Source organism: Flexivirga aerilata (assembly GCF_013002715.1).
Classification (GTDB): domain Bacteria; phylum Actinomycetota; class Actinomycetes; order Actinomycetales; family Dermatophilaceae; genus Flexivirga; species Flexivirga aerilata.
The window spans coordinates 2,161,862-2,176,997 of record NZ_JABENB010000001.1 but is presented as its reverse complement, the minus strand read 5'-3'; the positions used below and the strand labels follow the sequence as shown (position 1 = coordinate 2,176,997).

Sequence of the window (15,136 nt, the reverse complement as noted above, 5' to 3'; positions counted from 1 at the left end):
GGTTGCCGGATTCAGCTCTGGTTGAACAGGCCGCGACCGGTCGGGCGTCCGGCTTCCGGGCCGCTGGTCGCGACCTCGACGCCCGACGGCGAGAGCAGGAACACCTTGCTGGTGACCCGCTCGATGGTGCCGTGCAGACCGAAGACCAGACCGGCGGCGAAGTCGACCAGGCGCTTGGCGTCGGTGTCGTCCATGTCGGAGAGGTTCATGATGACCGGCACACCGTCGCGGAAGCTCTCGCCGATCTCCTTGGCCTCGTTGTAGGTGCGCGGGTGGATGGTGTTGATGCGGCTCATCGCGGAGAGCTCCTGGTCGTACTCGGCCGGCGGAGCCGGCGACTTGTGCAGGTGGGTGACGGGAGCGGGCTCGCGGTGGGTGTCCTCGACCGGGTAACCGCTGTCACCGGCCTCGTCGTAGTGCTCGTCGGACCATTCACCGGCGTAGTCGTCGTCGCGGTAACGCGGGTCGGCCTCGGCCAGGCCGAGGTATTCCATTGTCGCGCGCAGCTTTCCGGCCATGTGTGCACTCCTTGCTGACCGCGAGCGGGCGGCTCTCGCGGGGGATTTGTCGGTCGCGAAAGACGCTACCGGGCAAGCGGGCGGGATCCGAGGATTGCGCTGCCGACACGCAGGTGTGTCGCGCCCGCGGCGATCGCCTGCTCCAGGTCGCCGCTCATCCCGGCCGACATCCAGTCCGCCTCCGGATGCCCATCCCGTATGACGCGGGCGACGCCGCCCAGCCGCTCGAAGGCCGGCGCGGGGTCGCCGCCGAGCGGCGCCACCGCCATCACCCCGCGCAGCCGCAGCGCGGCGAGGGCGGCGACCTCGTCCGCGAGGGCGGCGGCCTCGTCGGGTGCGACGCCGCCGCGGCCGGGCGCGCCGGACAGGTCGATCTGCAGCAGCACGTCGAGCCGCCGGCCCGCCGCATCGGCGGCCCGGTCGAGGGCACGGGCGATCTTGAGCCGGTCGACCGACTGCACCACGTCGGCGTAGCGCACGACGTGCGCGGCCTTGTTGGACTGGAGCTGACCGACGAAGTGCACGGTCAGCGAATCCCGAGTCGTGGCAGCCAGATCGGCGATCTTCGCCGCAGCCTCCTGATCGCGGTTCTCCCCCACGTCGGTGACCCCGAGCCCGGCGAGCAGCTGCACGTCGCTCGCCGGGAAGAACTTGGTGACCGCGATCAGCGTGACGTCGTCCGGCCTGCGACCGGCCGCGGCGCAGGCGCGGTCGACGCGCTCGCGGACCGCGGCCAGGCGGCCGGCGAGGTCGTCCCGGCGGGGACTGCCGTCATACATGGTCAGGCGGCTCCGCCGCGCAGCACGATCACGCCGGCGAAGCGCCCGGTGGCGTGGTCGCGCCGGTAGGAGAAGAGCCGGTCGCTCTCGCGGGTGCAGCCGGGCACCCAGGTGACCGGGACGTCGCGGGCCGCGAGCTGGGCGACGACACCGCCCGCGACATCGATCGCAGGCGTGCCGGTCCAGCTCACGGCGCGGCTCGCCGGTGTCACCGCGGCCGCCTCGTCTCGCATCTGCGCCGGCACCTCGTAGCACCGTCCGCACACCGAGGGCCCAACAATGGCAACGGGATTGGTGGCTCCGAGTGCTGCCATCGCATCGAGCGCGTTGTCGACGATGCGGCCGACCATCCCGGGTCGCCCGGAGTGGACGGCACCGATGACACCGGCCGCCGGGTCGGCGAGCAGCACCGGGGTGCAGTCGGCGACGAGCACCGCGAGAGCGGTGTCGGGCTCGGCGCTGACGATGCCGTCCGCGTCGACCGCTTCCGTGGCCTGCGGGTCGTGGCGGGCGACGTGCGTGCTGTGCGTCTGCTGCATGAAGACCAGACGGTCGGCGCGCACACCGGCCGCGGCCGCGACCGCGGCCCGGTTGCGACGGACGTTCTCGGGGTCGTCGCCGACCTTGCCGCCGAGGTTCAGCGAACGCAGCGGGCCGTCACTGACGCCGCCCTCGGTATCGGTGAAGCCCACCTCGACGACGCGGCCGTCCGTGGTGCGGAGGGTGTCCTGCCACCACCACATGTCAGTGCCGGACGTATTGCCGGACGTATGCCGAGTGGCCGGCTGCGGTCACTTCAGGAAGTCGGGGACGTCGAGGTCCTCGCTGTCGTCGAAGGTCACCTCACGCGGCGGCCGCGACGTCGTCGTCTGCTGCACGGTGCCGGGCGCGGCCTGCGCCGGCTGCTCGTCGGTGCCGCCCTGCTCGGCCCCGGCCTCCGCACTCTCCCCGGACTGCTGCTGCTGTTGCTGCTGAGGAGCCGGCTGCGGCTGCGGGCGGCCGGCCTGCGCGGCCTCCACCGGTGACTGCTGCGGTGCCTTCTCGCGCTTGCCGGGCACCGGGCCGCCCTGGATCTGACCGAGCGCGCGGTCGTCGGCCCGCGGCTTGGGCGCGCCGCCGTCGAAGCCGGCCGCGATCACCGTGACCCGCACCTCGTCGCCGAGCGCGTCGTCGATGACCGCACCGAAGATGATGTTCGCCTCGGGGTGCGCGGCCTCCTGCACCAGTCGCGCGGCCTCGTTGATCTCGAACAGGCCGAGGTCACTGCCGCCCTGCACCGAGAGCAGCACGCCCTGCGCGCCGTCGATGCTCGCCTCGAGCAGCGGGGAGGAGATCGCGAATTCGGCGGCCTGCACGGCGCGATCCTCGCCGCGGGCCGAGCCGATGCCCATGAGCGCCGAGCCGGCCCCCTGCATGACCGACTTGACGTCGGCGAAGTCGAGGTTGATCAGGCCCGGGGTGGTGATGAGGTCGGTGATGCCCTGCACACCGGACAGCAGCACCTGGTCGGCGCTGTGGAACGCATCGAGCATCGAGACGTTGCGGTCGCTGATCGACAGCAGCCGGTCGTTCGGGATGACGATGAGGGTGTCGACCTCTTCGCGCAGCGCGTTGATGCCGAGGTCGGCCTGGCCGGCGCGGCGGCGGCCCTCGAAGGTGAACGGGCGGGTGACCACACCGATGGTGAGGGCGCCGAGGCTCTTGGCGATCTTGGCCACGACCGGCGCGCCGCCGGTGCCGGTGCCGCCGCCCTCGCCGGCGGTCACGAACACCATGTCGGCACCCTTGAGCACCTCTTCGATGTCCTCCGCGTGGTCCTCGGCGGCCTTCTTGCCGACCTCCGGGTCGGCGCCCGCACCGAGACCCCGGGTCAGCTCGCGGCCGACCTCAAGCTTCACGTCAGCGTCACACATCAGCAGCGCCTGCGCGTCGGTGTTGATGGCGATGAACTCCACGCCCTTGAGACCGACCTCGATCATCCGGTTGATGGCGTTGACGCCACCGCCGCCGATGCCGACGACCTTGATGACGGCCAGGTAGTTCTGCGGAGTTGCCACGAGGAGAGGGCCTTTCCAGCGATAGAGATCAAAACGTCAGGTTGATGATGACCGTCGCGCCGGGCCGCTCCCTAACCGACACACCGTGGCGGGTCGAGCGGTTGCTCCGCGACAGCAACATCTGTGGCATGGTACGCAACCGCTGCGCCCCCTGCGACTATCGACCTCAACTTGACGGTGAGGAGCGTTTCGCAGCGTTCTGCATCATTCTGAATCGTTCTGCACCGTTCTGCATCGTGTTAGGGCCCGCCGGTCGTGCTCCATGGCCTGCGCCGTCGCTCGGCAGCCCCCGCGTCCGCGCGCTGGTCCGTAAGCTGATCGCATGAACCTGAACGGCACCCGATGAACGGCAGCTGGGTGGACTGGCTCGGAGCACTCGGCACCTGGGCAACCGGCGCGGTGCTCGTCGTCAGCGGCCTGCTCAAGATCGGGACCGACGAGAAGTTCCAGGTGACCATCGCGCAGTTCGGGTTGCCCGAGTGGACCTGGCGGGACCGCCGGTTCGCCACGGCGTTTCCGTGGATCGAGATCGCGCTCGGCCTCGCTGCGGTGCTGCTGCCCGCGCCGTGGCAGCTGATCGCCCAGCTGGCGATCGTCACACTGTTCTTCGGCTTCCTGGTGCTGGTCGTCCGGGTGGCACGGCGGCCGGTGCCGGTGTCGTGCAACTGTTTCGGCGGCCTCGGCGACGAAACCGTCGGCACCCGGACGATCGTGCGCAACAGCGTGCTGCTCGCGGTCGCGATCGCCGCCCTCGTGCTGCACCGGGCGCCGGCATCGGTAGCCGCAGACCGGCTGGCGGCGTGGTGTTACGTCATACCTGCCGCGCTCACGCTGCTGCTGGGGGCCGCGTTGCTCGCCTGGCGGGCCGATGCCGAGCGGCGGCGTCGGGCGGCGCTGGTGCGGACGCTGACCTTCGACGACGCCGACGGCAACGCGTTGCCGATCACCGAGTTCCAGGACCCCCCGACGTTCCTGGTCTTCTTCTCCCCCGGCTGCGGCGCCTGCCACGATGTGGTCGACCACTTCCGCTGGTGGCCCAACCTGCTGAAGGACGGCTTCGACCTGCAGCCGGTCTTCCTCGGCACCCCGGACGAGTTCGCCGGCCAGGAGAAGTTCGCCCCGCTCGCGCCGCACGCGTGGTACGCGGACTCGTTCGCGGCCCGCGCGCTGCAGATCGCCGGCACCCCGGGCGCGGTCCTCATCGACGCTCGGCACCCGCTCGGCCATCGGCAGACCGCCGGTCACGGCCCCATCCAGGAGCTGGTGCTCGAAGCCGGCTGGCGAGAGCAGCTGCTCGCCCAGGCCGAGCGCGCCGACGACTGAACGGGCCCGACGACTGAACGGGCCCGAGCCCTCGCGCCCGTTGCGGCGTGGGGCTCGGGCCCGATGGGCCGTGACCAGGCGTCAGGCGCCGAGACCGGTCGTGACGTAGCTGACCGAGTTGGGCACCGGAACCCCGAGCACGCTCTGGTTCACCGTGTAGACGCTGCCGGTCAACAGGTTGAACGAGAAGCAGACCTGGCCGTTGCAGTCCTTGGTCGCCGGCGGCACGCTGCCGAGAACGTTGAGCACCACCGTGTAGGTGAAGCAGATCCGCGACGGCCGGACGGGCGGGTTCAGCACCCCGCTCAGCAGGTTGCCGTTCGGGAAGAAGACATTTTGGAACGACAGGCCGACCGTCGCCAGCGCCGACTGACTGGCCGCCGCCACGCCGACTGGCAGGCCGGAGGTCGTGGTGTAGGTGCTTCCGTCGCTCATGGTCAGCGTCGCGGAGGTGACGGTGAAGATCGACGCCTGGAAGAGCCCGCCGCCGTCGCAGGCGAGGAAGTTGGCGTAGAACGCGCCGGCCGTCAGGCTGAGGGCGGCGCGGTTGGACCCCGTCGCCGGATTGCCGAGCCCGGTGCTGAGAGTCGCCGCGCTCACCACCGGCTGGGCACAGTTGGTCGGGCACACCGGCGGGCTCGCGGCCGCCTGGGCGGCACCGGCTCCGAGCGCGACCACCGGCACGGACCAGGCAGCGCCCTTGGCGATGGTCCGCCGGCCGATCTTGTTGGTTTCATCGGTCATGTGGTTGAACCCCTTTGCGACAGAAAATCGGTAATTTCAAATAGCGCTGCGCGCCAAGCGGAAAGCTAGCCGCTCGAATACCGCTTCCTTTGCCCCATAACCACAAAGGCCTAGAGGGTTACGACAACCGTCCGATCTACCCAAAAAGGACTAGATTCGAGTCTGTGGCCAGCCGTGAGCCTGCAGTGCGCGAAGAAGCGCACCCCGACTGCCGACCTGACCGGCCACCTTTCCCCGTGCGTTGGCCACATGGGCCTTGACGGTGCGATCACTCAATCCGAGAGCGGCAGCGACGTCGGCACGCGTCATATCCGGCATCTCGAGCAAATACGCACGCAACACCCGGTCCTCGGCCTTGGTGAGCCGCACGGCGCTCAACTGGTCCAGCTGCGGGAAGTAGCGCTCCCCGGCCGCGAGCGTGAGGACCGCCCGCACCAGCTGGTCCCGCTTGGAGATGACCGACAGGTAACCGCGCGCACCGTCGGCGGCGAGCAGCCGCACCTGCTCCTGATGGAGGTAACCGCCCCACACCAGCACCGGTGCGGCGGGCGCCAGCCCGGCAATCCGGCGGGCGGCGCCGCGCGCGGTGATGTCGAGCACGATCACGTCGCACTCCTTCGCCGTGTGCGCCGAATGGTCGACGTGGTGCAACACGAAGCCGGGCACCTGCTGGAGCACGTGTAACAACGCATCGGCGTCCAGCGACAACGACGCGACGACTCCGACCTCGACCTGCTCCACGGGCGCTGGCGACAACATGACGGGATGATGGCCCACCCGGCGGGGATTCGCCCGGGAAATCCGGCAATGAGACGCATTCCACCCGACATTCCAACGCAGTCGGTCAGAATCGTGCAGAAACCAACATTATCTTGGACGCCCGACCCACAATGACTGCTACAAGATTCAACTCATCCTTAGCCGTTTGACAAGGTTGGCCTTGCCAAACGGCCAGACCGTTCACACCACGTACGGAATGCCGTGAGACGGCCTCCGGCAGAGCCCGGGGACGTGTTACAAAAAGCCCATGCCGAGACCAGGAAGCGCTGTCGACGTGGTGCACAGCAGCCCCATCGTCGGACACGCTCTGGTGGACGCCCTGCAGGCCGCCGCGGTGCCCACCGGGCTGCTGCTCTACTCCTGGACCGACCTGGTGACTCGACTCGAGCACATCCACGGCTACGTCGTGATCGACGCCTACCTGGACGATCACGTCCCGCTCAGCCTCAAGGTGCGGGCGATCAGCCACCTGTCGTCCTGCCCGATCGTGCTGGGCAACAATCACCAGCAGTCGGCTGCGGACCGGGCGTACGACGAGGGAGCGGCCGACTGGATCGAGCCCCGCGAGGCGCTCGAGGACGCAGTCCGCCGGATCGCCGCCGTCGTCGACGGCTTCCGGCGCGTGGTGCGGGCGCACCCGCCGCGCGCCCACCTCACCGACCGGGAGATCCAGATCCTCTGCCTCTATGCGAGCCGCCGATCGATCTCCGCCCGCACCCTCGGGCGCTACCTCGGCATCACCGAGCAGACCGTGCACACCCACCTGAAGTCGGGGCGCGCGAAATATCGCGAGGCGGAGGTGCCCGTGAGCAACCGGCACACACTGGCCGACGCGCTGGTCGAGGACGGCTATCTCATCGGCGCCGACGCTTGGCAGGCCGAGCACCGCTGGTGAAGCCGCCGGTGCGTCCTATGCGGAGCCGAGGGCCTTCAGCACACGCGGCCCGAGCGTCGTCACGTCGCCGGCCCCGACCGTGAGCACCAGATCCCCCGGCCGGGCGCGGTCGAGCACTGCCCGCAGCGCGTCCTCGTGGGTGGGCGCGAAGACTGTCTCGGCGTCCGTGACGCGGTCGGCGACCAGGGCGCCGGTCACCCCGGGCACCGGGTCCTCCCGGGCGCCGTAGACGTCCAGCACGATCGACACGTCGGCGAGCGAGAGCGCCGCCGCGAGCCCGTCCGCGGCGTGCTGGGTGCGGGAGTACAGATGCGGCTGGAACGCCACGATCAGCCGCCCACCGTCACGCAGCGCGAGCCCGGTGCGCACGACAGCCTCCAGCTTGCCCGGGTTGTGCGCGTAATCGTCGACGACCCGCACTCCCCCAGCCTCACCGCGCGGCTCGAATCTCCTTGCCGTGCCTGCGAATTCGGCCAAACCTTCGACCACAGCGCGCGGATCGCACCCGAGCCCTTCGGTCAGTGCGAGTGCGACGCCGGCCGCGTTGAGCAGGTTGTGGGCGCCCGGCACCCGCAGCCGCAACGGCAGCCGCGCGCCCGAGGGCAGGACGAGCGTCGCGCGCCAGTCGAAGCCCGAGCCGGACTCCTCGACCAGCCGCAGGTCCGCGTGCTCTGTGCGCCCGTAGGTCAGCACCCGCACGCCGCTCTCACGCACCCGGGCGGCGAGCGCCGCTGAGCCGTCGTCGTCGGCACAGGCGACGAGCAGGCCACCGGGCCGGATCGTCGCGGCGAAGTCGGCATAGGCCGCGTGCAGCCGCTGCGAGGTGCCGTAGAAGTCGAGATGGTCGTCGCGGATGTTGGTCACGATCGCGACCTGCGGGTGATAGACGAGGAACGACCCGTCACTCTCGTCGGCCTCGACGACGAACGAATCGCCTTGTCCCACACCGGAGTTGGCCCCGATGCCGACGATCGGCGCCCCGATCGCGTATGACGGGTCGGCGCCGACCGCGCGCAGCGCGACGGTGGCCATGGCGCTCGTCGTCGTCTTGCCGTTGGCCCCGGCCACCGCGAGCGCACCGCGCCCCGCCATCAGCATCCCGAGCGCCTGTGCGCGGTGCAGCACGGTGAGTCCGCGCTCGCGAAGGCGCGCGAGCTCCGGGTTGTCCTCGGCGATCGCCGAGGAGACCACGACGACGGCGTCGGCCGGCACGCGGTCGGCCGTCTGCGCGCTCTGCCCGATGACGACGTCGGCTCCCGCAGCCCGCAACTCCTCGAGCACCGCGCTCTCCGCGCGGTCGGAGCCGGAGACCGCGATGCCTCGCGCGAGCAGCAGGCGCGCGACCCCCGACATACCGGAGCCGCCGATCGCGATCAGGTGCGCGGCGCGCACGCCCGCGAGCGACGGCAGCGGTGCGTGGAAGTCGAACCGCCGGTTGACGCCGTCGGGCTCGGGGCTCATCGCGCGGCGCCGGCGATCAGCTCGGCCAGGCGTTCGTCGGCGTCACCATGGCCCTGCGCGCGGGCCGCGCTCGCCATCGACGCAAGCCGCTGCGGGTCCTTCACCAGCGGAATCACTTCGCGGGCAAGGTAATCGGGGGTGAAGTCGGCGTTGTCGACCAGCAGCGCTCCCCCGGCGGCCACCACGTCGGCGGCATTGAGCCGCTGCTCGCCGTTGCCGATCGGCAACGGGACGAACACCGCGGGCAGCCCGATCGTGGACGTCTCGGTGACCATGTTGCCGCCCGCGCGGGTGACGACGAGGTCGGCCGCGGCGTAGGCGAGGTCCATCCGGTCGGCATACGGCAGCACCACGTAGGGCACGTCCGCGACGGCTCCGCCACTGACCTGGACCTCCTTGCCCTTGCCGGTGACGTGCAGCACCTGCACGCCGGCGTCGCGGAAGGCCGCCGCGGACGCCGCGACCGGCTCGTTCACGCTGACCGCGCCGCTGGACCCGCCGGTGACGAGCAGGGTCGGCAGGTCGTCACGCAGCCCGAAGGTGCGCAGCGCCTCCGGTCGCAGCGCGGCCCGGTCGAGCGTGGTGATCTCCCGGCGCAGCGGCATCCCGAGCAGCTGCGCGTGCGGCAGCTTGGTGGCCGAGAAGGCAGTCGCGACATACGGGGTGAAGCGCGAGCCGAGACGGGTGGCGAGCCCGGCGCGGGCGTTGCCGTCGTGCACCACCATCGGCAGCTTCAGTTTGCGGGCGGCGAGGAACGCCGGCGGGCTGACGTAGCCGCCGAAACCGGCCACCACCTGGGCGTCCACCTCGCCGATGATGTCGGCAGTCTGTGCGATCGCACCGCGGAAGGCGAGCGGGAAGCGGGCCGCCGCGGCATTCGGGCGCCGCGGGAAGGCGACCTTCGGGATCAGCCGCAGGTCGTAACCGCGCTCGGGCACCAGCGTCTCCTCCAGGCCGCCGTGCGAGCCGAGCACGGTGATGCGCACGTTCGGGTCACGACGCCGCAGCGCGTCCGCGGTCGCGAGCAGGGGGCTGATGTGGCCGGCGGTGCCGCCGCCGGCGAGCACGACGGACTGCAGGGCGGGAGATGACGAACTCATGATCCTCGGGGTGGGTGGAACGACGTGGCCGCGATCGACCCTATGCCCTGCCGGTCAGCGACGACCCGGCAACACCGCGAGGGTGCGCTTGATCGCACTCGGCCGCGCGGCGAGGGCCTTCTTGCACTCCGGCTCGTTGCGGGCGAAGGAGATCAGCACCCCGAGCGCGAGCAGCGTTGTCACCAGCGCGGATCCACCAGAGGACACCAGCGGCAGCGGGACGCCGATGATCGGCAGCAGGCCGGTCACCGAGCCGATGTTGATCATCGCCTGCACCAGGATCCAGGCCATGATGCCGGCGGTGGCGAGGCGCACGAAGAAGTCCTTGCTGCCGACGATCAGCCGGTAGCAGGCGTAGCCGAGCGCGACATAGAGCGCCACGACCGCGAGGGTGCCGGGCAGGCCGAGCTCCTCGCCGATGATCGCGAAGATGAAGTCGTTGTGCGCCTCCGGCAGCCAGGACCACTTCTCGCGGCTGGCGCCGAGGCCGACGCCCCACCAGCCGCCGTCGGCCATCGCGTAGAGGCCGTGGACCTTCTGGTAGCAGCCCTCGGTCTGCGCGTCGATGCAGGTGCCGAGCCAGCTGTCGAGGCGACTGGTGCGGTTGCTGTTGGTGGCCACGAAGGCGAGCGCGACCGCGGCCGCGACCGCGCCGAACGCGGCGAAGAAGCGCATCCGCACGCCGGCCACGAACAGGACCGCGCCGGCGATCGAGGCGAGCACCATCGTGGTGCCGAGGTCGTGACCGAGCAGCACCAGGCCGAGCAGCAGCCCGATCATCGGGACCAGCGGGATGAGCACGTGCCGCCATTCGCCGAGCACCTTGCGCTTGCGGGTCAGCACCATGGCCGCGACCAGCACGAGCGCGACCTTGCCCGCCTCGGACGGCTGCATGGTGAAGCCGCCCATGCCGATCCAGTTGCGGTTGCCCTGCACGGTGCGTCCGAGCGGCGAGAAGACCAGCATTTCGAGCAGCACCGCGCCGATGAACGCCGGCAGCGCGAGCAGCTTCCAGATGCGCACCGGCACCCGGCTCGCGGCGACGGCCACGACGAGACCGAGCACGGCATACATCGCCTGGCTCTTGAAGACCGTGTATGACGAGCCGCTCGACTGGTAGGAGGTCACGCTGGAGGCGGAGAGCACCATGACGAGCCCGAAGAGCACCAGCATCGCGGTGGAGCCGAGCAGCAGATAGTAGGGCGCGACCGGGGACTCCAGGCGCTTCAGCAGGCCGCCGAGCGCGAGCCGCTCGGTGACGCTCTGCCGCAGGTTGCCGGCGGAGCTGCCGGTGCCGCTGGTCGCGCTCATCGTCCGGCGCTGGGCAGCTCGCGCACGGCCTGCGCGAAGCGGTCGCCTCGCGCGCCGTAACTGTCGTACATGTCCAGGGAGGCCGCCGCCGGCGCCAGCAACACCACGTCGCCGGGACGGGCCAGGTCACGGGCGGCACGCACGGCGTCATCCATGGCACCAGTCTCGGTGCTCGCGATGTCGATGACCGGCACATCGGGGGCGTGTCGCCGGACCGCGTCGGCCAGCTGCGCCCGGTCGCGGCCGAGCAGCACGACTGCGCGCAACCGGGAGGCCGCGGCCCGCACGAGGTCGTCGACGTCCGCGCCCTTGAGTAGGCCGCCGGCGATCCAGACGACGTCGTCGAAGGCGGTCAGCGACGCCTGCGCAGCGCCCGGGTTGGTGGCCTTGGAGTCGTCGACGTAGCGGACGCCATCGACGGTGGCGACGGTGTGCACCCGGTGCGGCTGCGGCTGGTAGTCGCGCAGCCCGTCGCGCACAGCGACCGGCGCGACGCCGTAGGCGCGGGCGAGCGCGGCGGCCGCGAGGGCGTCGGCGACGTAGTGCGGTGCGGGGTCGGCGCCGTCCGGGCCGCGCAGGTCGTCCACGTGCGCGAGCTCGGCGGCGGTCGTGCGCCGGTCGTCGATGAACGCCCGGTCGGCGAGCACGCCGTCGACCACGCCGAGCATCGACACCGACGGCACGCCCAGGGTGAAGCCGATGGCCCGGCAGCCCTCGACGACCTCGGCGTCCAGCAACAGCTGCTCGGTGGTGAGGTCCTGCGCGTTGTAGACCGCGGCGAGCTGGCTGCGGTCGAAGACGCGGCCCTTCTGGTGGCGGTATTCGTCATACGACCCGTGCCAGTCGAGGTGGTCGGGTGCGACGTTGAGCAGGCAGGAGGCGTAGGGCGAGATGCTCCGCGACCAGTGGAGCTGGAAGGTGGACAGCTCCACCGCGAGCACGTCGTAGGGCTCCGGGTGCAGCACCGCCTCCAGGATCGGCAGGCCGACGTTGCCGGCCGCGGTCGCGCGAAGGCCGCCCGCCCGCAGCATCGACTCGAGCATGGTGACCGCGGTGGTCTTGCCGTTGGTGCCGGTGACGGTCAGCCACGGCGCGGCGCCCTCGCGGGGGCGCATCCGCCAGGCGAGCTCGACCTCGCCCCACACCGGGATGCCCGCGGCGGCCGCGGCGACCAGGAACGGGTTGGTGGGCGGCACGCCGGGCGAGGTGACGACCAGGCGGGTGCCGGGCGGCGGGGCGTCCGGCACGTCGTCGCCGAAGAACACCTGCGCGCCGAGCACGTCGAGGATCCGCGCGCGGTCCTCCATCATCGGGGTGCGGTCGCGGCTCACCACGGTGACGCGGGCGCCGCGTTCGAGCAGCGCGTCGGCCGCGGCGAACCCGGAGACGCCGAGCCCGATCACCACGACGGTGAGGCCGGACCAGTCGGCGTCGCCGTGGGTGAGCGTGCCGCGCCCGTCGTCCGGCTCGTATGCCGGGTCCACCGGCCACGCTTCCTGCGTCATACGGTCGCGCCCGAGCAGAAGTCGACCCTCGGCATACCGGCGCGCCGGGAAACCGCGCCGGCGCGGCGTGTTCCGCTGCCGAGGGTCGACAAATGCGGGTATGCCGGGGCGGAGACCTTCGTGGGGTGGTGCTTCATACGCCGCCGACGACCCATTCGGCGTAGAAGATCGCGAGGCCGGCGGCGACGCAGAGGCCGGCGATGATCCAGAAGCGGATGGTGACGGTGATCTGTTCCCAGCCGAGGAGTTCGAAGTGGTGGTGGATCGGCGCCATCCGCAGCACGCGTTTGCCGCGCAGCTTGAACGAGCCGACCTGCAGCATCACCGACAGGGTCTCGAGCACGAACAGACCGCCGAGGATGACCACGAGCAGCTCGGTGCGGGTGGTGATCGCGAGGCCGGCGAGTGCGCCGCCGAGGGCCAGCGAGCCGGTGTCGCCCATGAAGATCTTGGCGGGTGAGGCGTTCCACCAGAGGAAGCCGAAGCAGGCGCCCATGACGCACGCGGCGACAACGGCGAGGTCGAGCGGGTCGCGCACGTTGTAGCACTTGGCGGAGAAGTTGAACTGGCAGTTCTGGTTGAACTGCCACACGCTGATCAGCACGTAGGCGCCGAACACCATCACCGAGGCGCCGGTCGCGAGGCCGTCGAGGCCGTCGGTGAGGTTCACCCCGTTGCTGGTGCCGGCGATCATCAGGTTGGCCCAGATGACGAAGAGGATCACCGCGAGGAAGGTGCCGTGGAAGGCCAGGTTGATCCAGGTGTCCCGCACGAACGAGATGTGGTAGCTCGCCGGGGTGATGCCGCCGCGGGAGAACTTGGTGGCGAGCACCGCGAAGATCACCGCGACGAGGGTCTGGCCGAGCAGCTTCTCCCAGGAGCGCAGGCCGAGCGACCGCTGCCGCGAGATCTTGGTCCAGTCGTCGAGGAACCCGACCAGGCCGAGGCCGACCATGAGGAAGAGCACCAGCAGCCCGGACGCGGTCGGCGCGTCCCAGGTGACCAGGTGGGCCAGGGCGTAGCCGGCGACGGTGCCGGCGATGATGACGGCGCCGCCCATGGTCGGGGTGCCGCGTTTGGTGTGGTGACTGGTCGGGCCGTCGTCGCGGACGAACTGTCCGTAGCCGTGGCGTACGACGAAACCGATGAACCACCGGGTGCCGACCAGCCCGATCACGAGTGCGACGGACGCACCGATCAGGACCGCCCTCACGAAGCGGACTCTCTCGAGATGCGCCCACACGCGGCGCGGCTAGCCATTGCCCGATCCATCCTTCTCGATTTGTCCACCATGTTCTTGGGTGATGCGGTCGCCAAGGTAACGCAGTCCCGAGTCGCGACTCGACTTGAGGAGCACGACGTCACCGGAGCTTAGAAGCTGCCCGAGTGTGTCGTGCGCCTCGTCGACGTCTGCGGTGCGCCGCACCGACACTCCCCCGGCCTCCGCGGCGTCGGCGAGCGGACCGGCTCCGGCGCCGACCGACACCAGCTCGTCGATGCCGAGCGCGGCGACGGTCTGCCCGACGCTGCGGTGCGCGTCGTCGCTGAGGTCGCCGAGCTCGAGCATCTGCCCGAGCACCGCGATCGTGCGGCGCTGCTCGCCGATCCGCTGCAGCGCCCGCAGCGCGGCGCCCATCGAGTCCGGGTTGGCGTTGTAGGCGTCGTTGATCAGGGTGATGCCGTCCGGGAGTTCGTGCACCTCCATGCGCCACCGACTGACCGGCGCCGCGGCGGCGAGGCCGGCGCCGATCTGCTCGGCGGTCAGGCCCAGCTCGCGGGCTGCGACGGCGACCGCGAGCGCGTTGCCGACCTGGTGCTCGCCATGCAGCCCGAGCTGCACCGGCAGGGCGTCGATGCCGGGCAGCCCGACGATGGTGAACGCGGCGCGGTCCTGCGCGTCGTGCCGTATGTCGACCGCCCGCACGTCGGCGGTCTCGGAGCGGCCGACGGTCACTACCCGGGCCGAGGTCACCTCGCGCATCGAAAGCACCCGGTCGTCGTCGGCGTTGAGGACGGCCAGCCCGTCCGCCGGGAGCGCCTGCACGAGTTCGGACTTGGTGCGGGCGATCACGTCGACCGATCCGAACTCACCGACGTGGGCGGTGCCGACGTTGAGCACGATGCCGATGCTCGGCGGCGCGATGCGGGTCAGGTAGGCGATGTTGCCGAGGTTGGTGGCGCCCATCTCGGCGACGAGGAAGCGGGTGTCGGTGGTGACCCGGCACACGGTGAGCGGCACGCCGACCTCGGAGTTGTAGGACCCGACCGGGGCGACGGTCGGCCCGGCCGGGGCGAGCACCTGCGCGAGCAGGTCCTTGGTCGAGGTCTTGCCCGAACTGCCGGTGATGCCGATGATCGTCAGCTGCGGGGCCCGGTCGGCGACCGCACGGGCGAGGTCGGCGAACGCCTGCTGCACGTCGGCCGCCACCACGGTCGAGATGCCGGGCAGCGGGCGCGAGCCGAGCACCCCGACGGCGCCGGCGTCGACCGCGCCCTGCGCGAAGTCGTGGCCGTCGGCGTGTTCGCCGATCCGGGCGACGTAGAGGCTGCCGGGCCCCGCCTCGCGGGAGTCGGTGACGACCGGCCCGTCGACGAGGGCGTCCGGTCCGTGCAGCGTCGCACCGGTGAGGGCAGCGATCTCGGAGAGTTTCAGCGCAATCATG

Annotated in this window: 14 protein-coding genes; 2 read left to right on the top strand and 12 right to left on the bottom strand. The window is 71.0% G+C overall.

All coding sequences use genetic code 11. From position 1 onward, the window contains the following. Positions 1-11: 11 nt before the first annotated feature. The 4 genes from HJ588_RS10215 to ftsZ form a co-directional block, all read right to left on the bottom strand. Positions 12-518: a cell division protein SepF gene (locus HJ588_RS10215; RefSeq protein WP_171154576.1), complete on the bottom strand. Its 507-nt coding sequence runs from the start codon at positions 516-518 to the stop codon at positions 12-14. Positions 519-583: 65 nt separating this feature from the next. Beyond that, positions 584-1,297 (bottom strand): YggS family pyridoxal phosphate-dependent enzyme, encoded by a 714-nt coding sequence (locus HJ588_RS10210; protein WP_171154573.1) that lies wholly within the window; start codon positions 1,295-1,297, stop codon positions 584-586. Between the two features lie 2 nt (positions 1,298-1,299). Beyond that, positions 1,300-2,040: a peptidoglycan editing factor PgeF gene (pgeF, locus tag HJ588_RS10205; RefSeq protein WP_171154571.1), complete on the bottom strand. Its 741-nt coding sequence runs from the start codon at positions 2,038-2,040 to the stop codon at positions 1,300-1,302. 48 nt (positions 2,041-2,088) lie between these two features. Continuing rightward, on the bottom strand, positions 2,089-3,354 hold the full coding sequence (gene ftsZ, locus HJ588_RS10200) for a cell division protein FtsZ (protein ID WP_171154569.1): 1,266 nt from the start codon (positions 3,352-3,354) through the stop codon (positions 2,089-2,091). 342 nt (positions 3,355-3,696) lie between these two features. Here ftsZ and HJ588_RS10195 point away from each other — a divergent pair, with 342 nt between their 5' ends. Then, positions 3,697-4,677 carry a TlpA family protein disulfide reductase gene (locus tag HJ588_RS10195; RefSeq protein ID WP_171154566.1) on the top strand — a complete coding sequence of 327 codons (981 nt, stop codon included), beginning with the start codon at positions 3,697-3,699 and terminating at the stop codon, positions 4,675-4,677. An 81-nt stretch (positions 4,678-4,758) separates the two neighbouring features. Here the strand turns inward: HJ588_RS10195 and HJ588_RS10190 are convergent, their stop codons facing one another. Next, positions 4,759-5,421 (bottom strand): hypothetical protein, encoded by a 663-nt coding sequence (locus HJ588_RS10190; protein ID WP_171154564.1) that lies wholly within the window; start codon positions 5,419-5,421, stop codon positions 4,759-4,761. A 150-nt stretch (positions 5,422-5,571) separates the two neighbouring features. Beyond that, positions 5,572-6,180 (bottom strand): response regulator transcription factor, encoded by a 609-nt coding sequence (locus HJ588_RS10185; RefSeq protein ID WP_171154561.1) that lies wholly within the window; start codon positions 6,178-6,180, stop codon positions 5,572-5,574. A 268-nt stretch (positions 6,181-6,448) separates the two neighbouring features. Between HJ588_RS10185 and HJ588_RS10180 the strand changes: the two genes are divergently transcribed. After that, a complete protein-coding gene (locus HJ588_RS10180) occupies positions 6,449-7,096 on the top strand; it encodes a helix-turn-helix domain-containing protein (RefSeq protein WP_171154559.1) in 648 nt (215 codons plus the stop codon). Positions 7,097-7,111: 15 nt separating this feature from the next. Here the strand turns inward: HJ588_RS10180 and murC are convergent, their stop codons facing one another. The 6 genes from murC to HJ588_RS10150 all read right to left on the bottom strand — a co-directional run bounded on the left by murC (position 7,112) and on the right by HJ588_RS10150 (position 15,135). Continuing rightward, positions 7,112-8,557: a UDP-N-acetylmuramate--L-alanine ligase gene (murC, locus tag HJ588_RS10175; protein WP_171154557.1), complete on the bottom strand. Its 1,446-nt coding sequence runs from the start codon at positions 8,555-8,557 to the stop codon at positions 7,112-7,114. Then, complete coding sequence (gene murG, locus HJ588_RS10170) at positions 8,554-9,657, bottom strand: undecaprenyldiphospho-muramoylpentapeptide beta-N-acetylglucosaminyltransferase (RefSeq protein ID WP_171154555.1); 1,104 nt, start codon at positions 9,655-9,657, stop codon at positions 8,554-8,556. Before murG ends, murC begins: the two co-directional genes overlap by 4 nt. A gap of 54 nt (positions 9,658-9,711) precedes the next feature. Next, positions 9,712-10,968 (bottom strand): putative lipid II flippase FtsW, encoded by a 1,257-nt coding sequence (gene ftsW / locus HJ588_RS10165; protein ID WP_171154552.1) that lies wholly within the window; start codon positions 10,966-10,968, stop codon positions 9,712-9,714. Next, positions 10,965-12,473, bottom strand: coding sequence for a UDP-N-acetylmuramoyl-L-alanine--D-glutamate ligase (gene murD, locus HJ588_RS10160; protein ID WP_171154550.1), 1,509 nt, complete (start codon positions 12,471-12,473; stop codon positions 10,965-10,967). The genes ftsW and murD overlap by 4 nt, the downstream gene beginning before the upstream one ends. 133 nt (positions 12,474-12,606) lie before the next feature. Next, positions 12,607-13,686: a phospho-N-acetylmuramoyl-pentapeptide-transferase gene (mraY, locus tag HJ588_RS10155; protein ID WP_171154548.1), complete on the bottom strand. Its 1,080-nt coding sequence runs from the start codon at positions 13,684-13,686 to the stop codon at positions 12,607-12,609. Between the two features lie 39 nt (positions 13,687-13,725). Then, positions 13,726-15,135 (bottom strand): UDP-N-acetylmuramoyl-tripeptide--D-alanyl-D-alanine ligase, encoded by a 1,410-nt coding sequence (locus HJ588_RS10150; protein WP_171154546.1) that lies wholly within the window; start codon positions 15,133-15,135, stop codon positions 13,726-13,728. Position 15,136 lies beyond the last annotated feature (1 nt).